Raw genomic sequence first — 9,743 nt, 5'->3', positions numbered from 1 at the left:
GTCTAGAAGACATCACTTCCGGTGATTTGTACATTGGCGACGAACGTATGAACATGGTATTCCAATCATACGCACTTTATCCAAACATGACGGTACGCGGCAATATCGCCTTCGGCTTGAAGATCCGTAAGATGCCTCAAGACGAGATCGATGCTGAAGTGAATCGCGTCGCTGAAATGTTGCAAATCGAACAACTGCTTGATCGTAAACCATCGCAGCTATCGGGTGGTCAGCGTCAGCGCGTAGCGATGGGACGAGCACTGGCGCGTCGTCCTAAGCTGTACTTGTTTGATGAGCCGCTTTCTAACTTGGATGCCAAGCTGCGTGTGGAAATGCGCCACCAGATTAAGCGCCTTCATCAAAAGCTCAACACTACGATTGTTTATGTAACCCATGACCAAATCGAGGCGATGACACTAGCAGACCGTATTGCGGTAATGAAAGATGGCGAATTGCAGCAGTTAGGCACACCGCAAGAGATCTACACTAAGCCAAGCAACATGTTTGTGGCAGGCTTTATGGGGTCACCATCGATGAACTTTATCAAGACCATGGTGGATCTCGACGAAGAGCAGAACCCGATCATCAAAGTTATTGGTACAGCGGATCAGGAACACCATATTCGTCTGCCACAAAGCATGCGTGAACAAGACGGCAAAGAAGTTGTGATTGGCCTGCGTCCAGAGCACATTACTGAGCAGCAAGGCGATGATCTGTCTGCAACCACTAAACTGGATTTGCAATTGGAAGTGCTAGAACCGACAGGGCCAGATACGATTGCGATGGTGAAGGTGAACGACCAAGAAGTGGCGTGTCGCTTATCACCGGAATTTGAAGTGTCGGTAGGGCAAATGGCGCCGCTGCATTTTGACCTGTCGAAAGCGGTATTCTTTGATGCACAGACTGAAGCAAGAATTGATTTCTAGTTTTTGAGTCAGTAGTCCAATGAGAGGCTAAGCTTAAACAAAGGCAGTATCACTAACTTATAATAAGTAACGTGATGCTGTCTTTTTTGTTGTTTTATTTCTTCGTGAAAACAGAGGGATAAACGAGATAATCAGATTAACTGAAATAATATCGCCAATTAGTCACGGTTAGCTCTATAAAGCGGACTGAGAACAGCGTAGGATCGTGCTACTTTAGACCCAATACTAGGTGCACTTTTGTGCATAGACAGAATAAAACATGAAACTAACAGCAAAACCCTCCGCTAGTAACGCTCTACTTATCTCAATTACGACACCTGATTTTAAAGGTGACGAAGCAAAAGAGTCTCTTGCTGAACTTGCTCGATTAGTGACAACCTTAGGGTTTAAAGTGGTCGGTACTCAGTCACAACACCACAGTTCAACCCAACGACAAAACGTATTGGGTGCCGGTAAGCTTGCAGAAATTGCTCACCTAACCGGTTACCAAGGTTCGATTCAAGAAGTGGAAGACGAAGACTTCATTGATGAGTCTTTTGATTTTCATGCTGGTATTGATGAACTCGATTTTGATGACCTGCCATCTGAAGAGGTGGAGTTTGGTACTGCTGATGTTGTGGTATTTGACTGTGATTTGAGCCCATCTCAACTACGCAATGTTGAGGCTCACTTAGGTGTCGAAGTGTTTGACCGCACCGGTATCATCATCGAAATTTTCAGTCGCCACGCTCGCACTCGTACCGCACGTCTGCAAGTAGAAATTGCTCGTCTAAATTACTTAGTACCTCGACTTCGTGAAACAGCCGACGGTGACAAAGAACGTCAAATGGGTCAGGGTGCTGGTGAAACCTCACTAGAGCTTGACCGTCGTAAAGTTCGAGACCAAATTGCTGCGCTTAAGCGTGAGCTGGTAAGTGTACAAGATGAAATGAAGAACCGACGCACACAGCGTTCGGAACTTTTCACTGTTGCTCTGGTTGGTTACACCAACGCGGGTAAATCTTCGATGATGCGTGCAATGACCGCAACCGAAGTGAGTGGTGAAGACAAGCTGTTCGCAACCCTAGATACCACGGTTCGTGCACTTCAGCCGATCACTCAGCCGCGTATTCTAGTCTCAGATACGGTTGGTTTTATCAAGAAGCTGCCACATGATCTGGTTGCTTCATTCCACTCAACGCTTGCAGAAGCACACGACGCGTCACTACTGCTTTATGTGGTTGATGCGTCTGACGTTTCATTCCGCGCGCAGCTTGATGTGGTACATGAAGTATTAGCGCAAGTGGGTGTTGAAGGCAGTGAAAAACTCTTGGTACTCAACAAGTGCGATAGATTGAGTGAAGAGCAGCAGCTTGCGTTGATGGACGAATTCCCTGATGCAATGCTGACCTCGACTCGTGACCCGATCGATATCACTAAACTGCACAAGTACATCGTGGGTGTGGCTGAGCAAGGAATGATCGAAGAAGAGATCACCATTCCTTATTCTGGGCAAGGCATCATCGGTGAGATCCGCTCTAATATGAGTGTGGTGAAGGAAGAGTACGACTACGAGTGCATTAAGCTGACAGTACGCTCAAGTGCTATTGATTTAGCAAGACTTAAAAAGCGTATGCAGAACTCGTAATCATCTGTTTAAGATAATATTTCAATATCCTATTGAGATAACCAACTCGAAAGAATCTCTATATAAGGCTGCCATTTTGTTTACCGAAGTGGTGGCCTTTATTTTTCCTCCTAACCTCTATTTGTCCTCTAAATCTCTATTTCATCATTGATAGTTTGGTCAACTCTCACCCATTTATAAATATTCTATGGGTCATTTCCCACCCATTAATATTATTGGCTGAGTTCCCTGATGAGCGGCTCGATATTACCAAGCCTTATGGTTAAAGGGTTGTTAATGATTTGTGTCAATGTGGCGCGCTAATTGCCTTAGTGAAATCACGCAGTTCCCATTGAAGGGCTGCTTTTTACTAAGGAGAATAATAATGTTTAAGCCTCTTACCCTGCTGTCTGTATCTGCTCTGGCACTCACCAGTTTTAATGCTGCTGCAAACTGTGACCCAGGTGAAATCGTGATTAAATTCAGTCATGTAACCAATACGGATAAGCACCCGAAAGGCATCGCTGCTTCTCTACTTGAAGAGCGAGTAAACACGGAAATGAATGGTAAAGCTTGTATGCAAGTTTTCCCTAACTCGACGCTTTACGATGATAACAAGGTACTGGAAGCCCTGTTAAATGGTGATGTTCAAATGGCGGCACCTTCGTTGTCTAAATTTGAGAAGTTTACTAAGAAATACCGCATTTTTGACCTTCCGTTCCTGTTTGAAGATGTAGAAGCCGTTGACCGTTTCCAAAACTCAGAATCTGGTGAAAAGCTGAAGAACGCAATGAAGCGTCGTGGTCTGCAAGGCTTGGCATTCTGGCACAATGGCATGAAGCAGATGTCTGCAAACAAACCGCTTATCAGCCCGGAAGATGCAGAAGGCTTGAAGTTCCGTGTTCAAGCGTCAGACGTATTGGTAGCTCAGTTTGAGCAGTTAGGTGCTAACCCTCAGAAAATGTCGTTTAAAGAAGTATACGGCGGCCTACAAACTAAGGTTATCGATGGTCAAGAGAACACTTGGTCAAACATCTACGGTAAGAAGTTCTTCGAAGTACAAGACGGCGTGACTGAAACCAATCACGGCATTTTGGATTACCTAGTCGTAACGTCAAACGACTTCTGGAAAGGCCTACCTGAAGATGTACGTACACAGCTTGGCACCATCGTCCAAGAAGTCTCTGAAACTCGTAACGCTGAATCTTCAAAAGTTAACCTAGCGAACAAAAATAACATCATCGAAGCTGGTGGTGAGGTTCGTACGTTGACGCCTGAACAGCGTCAAGCATGGGTAACAGCACTTCAACCAGTATGGAAGAAGTTTGAAAAAGACATCGGTTCAGATCTTATCGATGCAGCATTAGCTTCAAACCAATAACACCGCTATAGGGCGGCGGCTCCCTACCGCTGCCCTTTATTAAAACAATTATAAGCGGAGCATTTTATGGAACAGTCTCAAATGGAACAGTCTTTATTTTCCAAAGTCGGAAGAGTCACCGATTTAATTGAAGAGTCTTTAATAGCCTTCTTTCTGGGTGCAATGACCCTACTAACTTTTGCGAACGTGGTCTTTCGATACGCGTTCAATGACAACATTTTATGGGCATTGGAACTGACGGTATTCATGTTTGCATGGATGGTACTGGTTGGCGCTTCTTACGGCGTTAAAAAACACTTTCACATTGGTGTTGATGTCATCATCAACCTTGCCCCTGAAAAGCTACGCAAAGTGTACGCGTTAATTGCCGTCACTAGCTGTCTTGCCTTTTCAATCTTACTTCTCATCGGTTCATGGAATTATTGGTACCCATTCGCGACTGATCGCGCATGGTATGAAACCGATGATATCCCAATGCCAGAGATGCTGCAGTTCTTAGCTGACTGGCTGAATGAAGGTGAGCGATACGAGAAACTACCACGCTTTATCCCTTACATGGCGTTGCCGATTGGTATGGCATTACTAACGTTCCGATTCATTCAAGTTGCTTACCAAGTTGTGACGGGCAAACTCGACCGCATGATTGCAGGTCATGAAGCCGAAGAAGAGTTGGATGCGTTGAAAGCGGATGTACTTGCGGGTTCTGACGAAGACGCGACTGCAGTATTGGATTCGACTACGAACAACAAGACCAGCGCGTCGGGTACAAAGCCTAACGGTAAGGAAGACTAATCATGGCAATGTTATTTCTATTTTTGATGGTAATTGCTTTTATGTTGGTCGGTGTGCCAATTGCGATTTCCTTAGGTTTATCAAGCATCCTGTTTTTGTTGATGCATTCAGATGCGTCATTGGCATCGGTCGCACAAACTCTGTTTAACGCCTTTGCTGGCCACTACACATTGTTAGCGATTCCTTTCTTTATCTTGGCCTCGAGCTTTATGTCTACTGGTGGCGTAGCGAAACGAATTATCCGCTTTGCTATCGCGATGGTTGGCTGGTTCCGCGGTGGCTTGGCGATGGCGTCGGTTGTGGCATGTATGATGTTCGCAGCGTTGTCTGGCTCTTCACCTGCGACGGTAGTGGCGATCGGTAGTATCGTTATCGCAGGTATGATCAAAAACGGTTATTCGAAAGAGTTTGCTGCAGGGGTTATCTGTAATGCAGGCACTTTGGGTATTTTGATCCCGCCATCGATCGTAATGGTGGTATACGCGGCGGCAACCGATGTATCGGTAGGTCGTATGTTCCTTGGTGGCGTGATCCCGGGTTTGTTGGCTGGTGTGATGTTGATGATCGCTATCTACATTGCAGCACGTATTAAGAAGATTCCAGCGCAACCATTTGTGGGTTGGGGTGAGATGTTCGCAGCCGCTAAAGACGCAAGCTGGGGGTTGCTACTGATCGTCATCATTCTTGGTGGTATCTACGGTGGTATTTTTACCCCGACAGAAGCAGCAGCAGTAGCGGCGGTATATGCCTTTTTTATTGCCAACTTTATCTATAAAGACATGGGGCCGTTTGCGGATAAGAGCAACACCAAGCCAGCGCTGGTTAAAGTGTTCCAAACCTTCTTTCATAAAGACACCAAAGACACACTCTATGATGCGGGTAAGCTGACGATCATGCTGCTGTTTATCATTGCTAATGCTCTGATTTTGAAGCACGTGCTGACAGAAGAACGTATTCCTCAGATGATTACCGAATCTATGCTATCGGCGGGCTTAGGGCCGATCACCTTCTTGATTGTGGTGAACGTACTGCTCTTGATTGGTGGTCAGTTCATGGAGCCATCAGGCCTTCTGATCATCGTTGCTCCGCTAGTATTCCCAATTGCTATAGCACTCGGTATTGACCCAATTCACCTTGGTATCATGATGGTGGTGAACATGGAAATAGGGATGATAACACCGCCAGTGGGACTCAACTTGTTTGTAACTGCAGGGGTTGCCAAGATGTCGATGATGAATGTGGTCAAAGCGGCGCTGCCTTGGGTTGGCGTAATGTTCCTGTTCTTGATAATCGTAACTTACGTGCCTTGGGTATCGACATGGTTACCAACCACCCTGATGGGACCGGAAATAATCACTAAGTAGTTGTTTTAGCTTTTTATTAGAATGGAATTTAATTCATAAAAAAAGAGGAGGTCGTTAGACCTCCTCATCTATATGTCTTCCTCGCTTAACATGAGGATTGATCTGTTCGTATAGCGCTCTTTTTGCTTCTAATTCTGGCGTGTTTAAGTCGAGATGTTCATCGGTATAGTAAATGCCATCTATCTCGAAAGTATCGCTAATCGAAGGAACTCTAGTTTTCTCACCCATAGCCATATCCTTATTACATTTATTGCATAACGTCCTGTTATTGAATTAAGTATAGGTGATCTTGCTCGCAAATCTAATTTAGTTTGATTCTACCTTAAATGACTCTTTAGATAGCTGATGTTTTTGCATCTTATCGTAGAGGGTTTTTCTTGGTAGCTGCAGCCTTTCCATTGTCTCTTTGATACTACCGTTACATTCGATAAGCACTTGCTTTAACGTGTTTTTTTCAAATTCTGATACTAACTCGGCCAAAGACATTTCTTTGGCGGTTGTATTAGCGTTGTCTGATAGGTGAGAAAGCTTACCTAAAAGGACAAAACGTTCTGCAGTATTACGTAATTCACGCACATTTCCCGGCCAATCATGCGCTAAAAGGGCGTGTAATTCACTTTGTGGTAGAGCAGGGGCGGTTTTGCCATAGCGAGCGGCAGCGACCAACAAGAAATGATGGAACAGGGCAGGGATGTCTTCTTGTCTGCTTCTTAATGGTGGCAAATCTAAGGTCACAACGTTAAGTCGATAATAGAGATCCTGGCGGAAAGTGCCTTCTTCAGCAGCCTTCTTTAGGTCGACTTTAGTGGCCGCAATGACGCGGATATCCAGAGGTACCAAACCGTTTGAGCCCACCCTTTCGATAACGCGTTCTTGCAACACACGTAGTAGGCGTATCTGTGCTTGCATCGGCATAGATTCTATTTCATCCAAGAACAGGGTTCCGCCCTGAGCAAACTCAAACTTACCCACGCGTTTACTCTCTGCACCTGTGAATGCGCCTTTTTCATGACCGTAGAGCTCACTCTCAATTAGGTTTTCAGGAACGGCACCACAGTTTACAGCGACAAAGTTTTGTTCTCTGCGGCTGCTTTGCTCATGCAGGGAGCGCGCGACCAGCTCTTTACCTGTGCCTGTCTCTCCAAATAACAAGATATCGGCGTTGGTGTCAGCGACATGGGTAATCACAGAGCGAAGCTCAGTCATGGACTGAGTATCACCAATGATTCTTGGTCCAAGGGTTTTACTGGCTTTGAGTGAGCGTTTGAGTTCAAGGTTTTCCAAGGTCAGCTGGCGCTTTTCAATGGCGCGTTTGGTGGTCTCGATTAAGCGCTCATTGGCAAAAGGCTTCTCGATAAAATCGTAGGCGCCGTCTTGAATCGCTTGCACTGCCATCGAGATGTCACCATGCCCTGTGATCATGATGACGGGAATCTCTTTGTCTTTATGCATGACAGTGTTGAGCAAGTCATGGCCAGAGATACCGGGTAGACAGATATCGGTAATGATCACATGAGGTAACCCGTTCTCTTGAATCGCGAGCAAAGCTGATTCCGCATCGGGAAAGAATTCGGCGTCAATATCCGCGAGCTCAAAGCTCTGCTCATTCGCTATTCTTAGTTCGGATTCATCATCAATGAAATAGACGTGACACATAGTTATTCCTTTACTCTTTTATGCTGATTATCGCTGAGTTTGTTAGGCCGTATTTGAACGGACTCACTCAGTCTGTTTTTTTATTTAGTATGTTGGTTTTTATTCTTTTCGTCTTTGCTGCTATTGCTCGATAAGCGGTAATTTGATGCTAAATCGAGCGCCACCTTGTGGACTGGTCCCTGTCGTGAGCTTGCCGTTGATCCCACTGATTATTTGCTGAGATATGGATAAACCTAACCCAAGCCCGTTCTTCTTGGTGGTATGGAAAGGCTCGAAAAAGTTACCGCTTGATGAAGACGTAAAGCCAGGCCCGTTGTCATCGATGTGAATCAGCAGCGTGTTATCTTGAGCCTCATCCGTTTCTTTGATTTCTAACAAGATGGCTAATTGTTTATCCTCTTGGTCTTCCATTGCCTGAACAGCATTGGTGAGTAAGTTGATAATCACCTGTTCCAGTTGAATGGCGTTAGCGAGTACACAGGCATCGAAGGTTTCGGGTAGCTCATTAAGGTTAATTCGCTCGCTTTTGAACTGTGGCTTCATCAGTTCTTTAGAGGAGTGAAGAATGGGCAATATTTGTAAGGTATGCAGTTCTTCCGCAGTCGACTTTTTAGCAAATGAACGAAGCTGGTGGCTGATTTTCGCCATGCGATCGGTGAGTGCTGAGATACGTGATAAGTTGTCATCGACTCGGTCTGTTTTCTCTTTGGCCAGAAACAATCGCCCATTGTCTGCATAACTACGAATGGCAGCGAGTGGGTTATTCAATTCGTGACTAATACTGGCTGACATCTGGCCTAATACCGCTAGCTTGGCTGCTTGGATGAGCTCGTCTTGGGTATGTCTCAATACTTGCTCGGTTTCGATACGTTGCTTGATCTCTCCATGCAGCTCAGAGGTTCTTTCGAGCACTTGAAACTCAAGCTTTTGGTTAGCTTCAGACTGGAGTCGGTCTATCTGTGCGCGTCGGTGCTGGCGATGAAGGTTAAGCTGAATGACCAGATAAATGATCGCGAATACTAAGCTTAATACCACCATGTAGGCGACCAAATCCCACCAAACCAAGTGGGTAGGGGAGAAGACCCTGACCGTTAATCCAGGGTCAGGTAGAAAGCGTGAAGAGGTAAAAAACTTTTCTCTAACTAAAGGATGAGATGAACGAATGCTGCTGGTCGCGCCCTCTAGATCGCCAGAGAAGTGGAGGCTTTCAATTTGGGTATCGAGATATTGCTGATTCTCCCGAATGCGAGCTTGTTGTGCATTGTCGAGAGGCTGAAGACTTTTGAATAGCCATTCAGGATTGCTAGACATAAAGATAATCTGGTCTTTATCATCCGCGACAAAAAAGCTCTGTTTGCCTTGCCAGCTTGCTTCTATCGAAGATAAATTCATTTTTACCACAATTACACCAATGATTTCAGCAGCATAAGAGACCGGGTAAGAGTAATAGTAGCCTCTCTTTCCTGAAGTCGAACCTAAAGCAAAGTACTGCTTTTCATGTCCTTGAATGGCTTGTTGGTAATAAGGGCGAAAGGCAAAGTTACGCCCAACAAAAGAATGTTTTAGATTCCAGTTACTGGCTGCGATAGTGGTACCGATGCTATCCAATAAATAGGTGTCAGACGCCTGAATAACAGTGTTGACGTGCTCTAGATAGCGATTGGTGAGTTCAATTTGAGCAGTGTTGCTTGGTGAGTGCAGGGCATCAACCAGCTCTTTATCCTTCGAAAGTAGCTCAGGGATATGAGCGAACTTATCCAATTGACTGGCAATGTGAACGGAAAAGCGGTCTAAGTTAGATTGGTGATCATTTAACAAACTTTGATGGCTCGTATTCCATACCCAGTGACCACCAAGGATCATCAAAACGCTGTAGGCGATCAATAACAGGATACGAATTCTCGAAGCTTGAAACATGCTGGTTCTCCGCTAAATCGGGGCGACAATATAAAGCCTGCTTTCTCTCATTCATCACAGCAATTAGCGGTAGTTTTTGCTGAAAATAGAGAGCCAGCAGA

At 45.3% G+C, this 9,743-nt stretch carries 8 protein-coding genes; 5 read left to right on the top strand and 3 right to left on the bottom strand.

Translation table 11 applies throughout. The features are described from left to right. From BCT81_RS15610 to BCT81_RS15590, 5 genes are all read left to right on the top strand, one after another. On the top strand, positions 1 to 926 hold a 926-nt coding region (locus tag BCT81_RS15610), incomplete at its 5' end, for an ATP-binding cassette domain-containing protein (protein ID WP_102425025.1). Between the two features lie 259 nt (positions 927 to 1,185). Then, the gene (gene hflX / locus BCT81_RS15605) at positions 1,186 to 2,553 is read left to right on the top strand and encodes a GTPase HflX (RefSeq protein WP_102425024.1); all 1,368 of its coding nucleotides are present in this window, start codon (positions 1,186 to 1,188) and stop codon (positions 2,551 to 2,553) included. Positions 2,554 to 2,917: 364 nt separating this feature from the next. Next, on the top strand, positions 2,918 to 3,913 hold the full coding sequence (locus BCT81_RS15600) for a TRAP transporter substrate-binding protein (RefSeq protein ID WP_102425023.1): 996 nt from the start codon (positions 2,918 to 2,920) through the stop codon (positions 3,911 to 3,913). Positions 3,914 to 3,979: 66 nt separating this feature from the next. Next, positions 3,980 to 4,705: a TRAP transporter small permease gene (locus BCT81_RS15595; protein WP_061033665.1), complete on the top strand. Its 726-nt coding sequence runs from the start codon at positions 3,980 to 3,982 to the stop codon at positions 4,703 to 4,705. A gap of 2 nt (positions 4,706 to 4,707) precedes the next feature. After that, a complete protein-coding gene (locus BCT81_RS15590; protein ID WP_008218377.1) occupies positions 4,708 to 6,069 on the top strand; it encodes a TRAP transporter large permease in 1,362 nt (453 codons plus the stop codon). A 54-nt stretch (positions 6,070 to 6,123) separates the two neighbouring features. Here BCT81_RS15590 and BCT81_RS29335 read toward each other — a convergent pair whose 3' ends face one another. The 3 genes from BCT81_RS29335 to BCT81_RS15580 form a co-directional block, all read right to left on the bottom strand. Beyond that, positions 6,124 to 6,297 carry a hypothetical protein gene (locus tag BCT81_RS29335; protein ID WP_008218379.1) on the bottom strand — a complete coding sequence of 58 codons (174 nt, stop codon included), beginning with the start codon at positions 6,295 to 6,297 and terminating at the stop codon, positions 6,124 to 6,126. A 78-nt stretch (positions 6,298 to 6,375) separates the two neighbouring features. Beyond that, positions 6,376 to 7,725, bottom strand: coding sequence for a sigma-54 dependent transcriptional regulator (locus tag BCT81_RS15585; protein WP_102425022.1), 1,350 nt, complete (start codon positions 7,723 to 7,725; stop codon positions 6,376 to 6,378). Positions 7,726 to 7,845: 120 nt separating this feature from the next. Then, positions 7,846 to 9,642 (bottom strand): ATP-binding protein, encoded by a 1,797-nt coding sequence (locus tag BCT81_RS15580; protein WP_102425021.1) that lies wholly within the window; start codon positions 9,640 to 9,642, stop codon positions 7,846 to 7,848. Positions 9,643 to 9,743: the final 101 nt, after the last annotated feature.

It is taken from the genome of Vibrio sp. 10N.261.52.A1 (assembly GCF_002876325.1).
Classification (GTDB): domain Bacteria; phylum Pseudomonadota; class Gammaproteobacteria; order Enterobacterales; family Vibrionaceae; genus Vibrio; species Vibrio chagasii.
The sequence above is the reverse complement of the archived record's forward strand: the minus strand, read 5'-3'. Positions and strand labels throughout refer to the sequence as shown.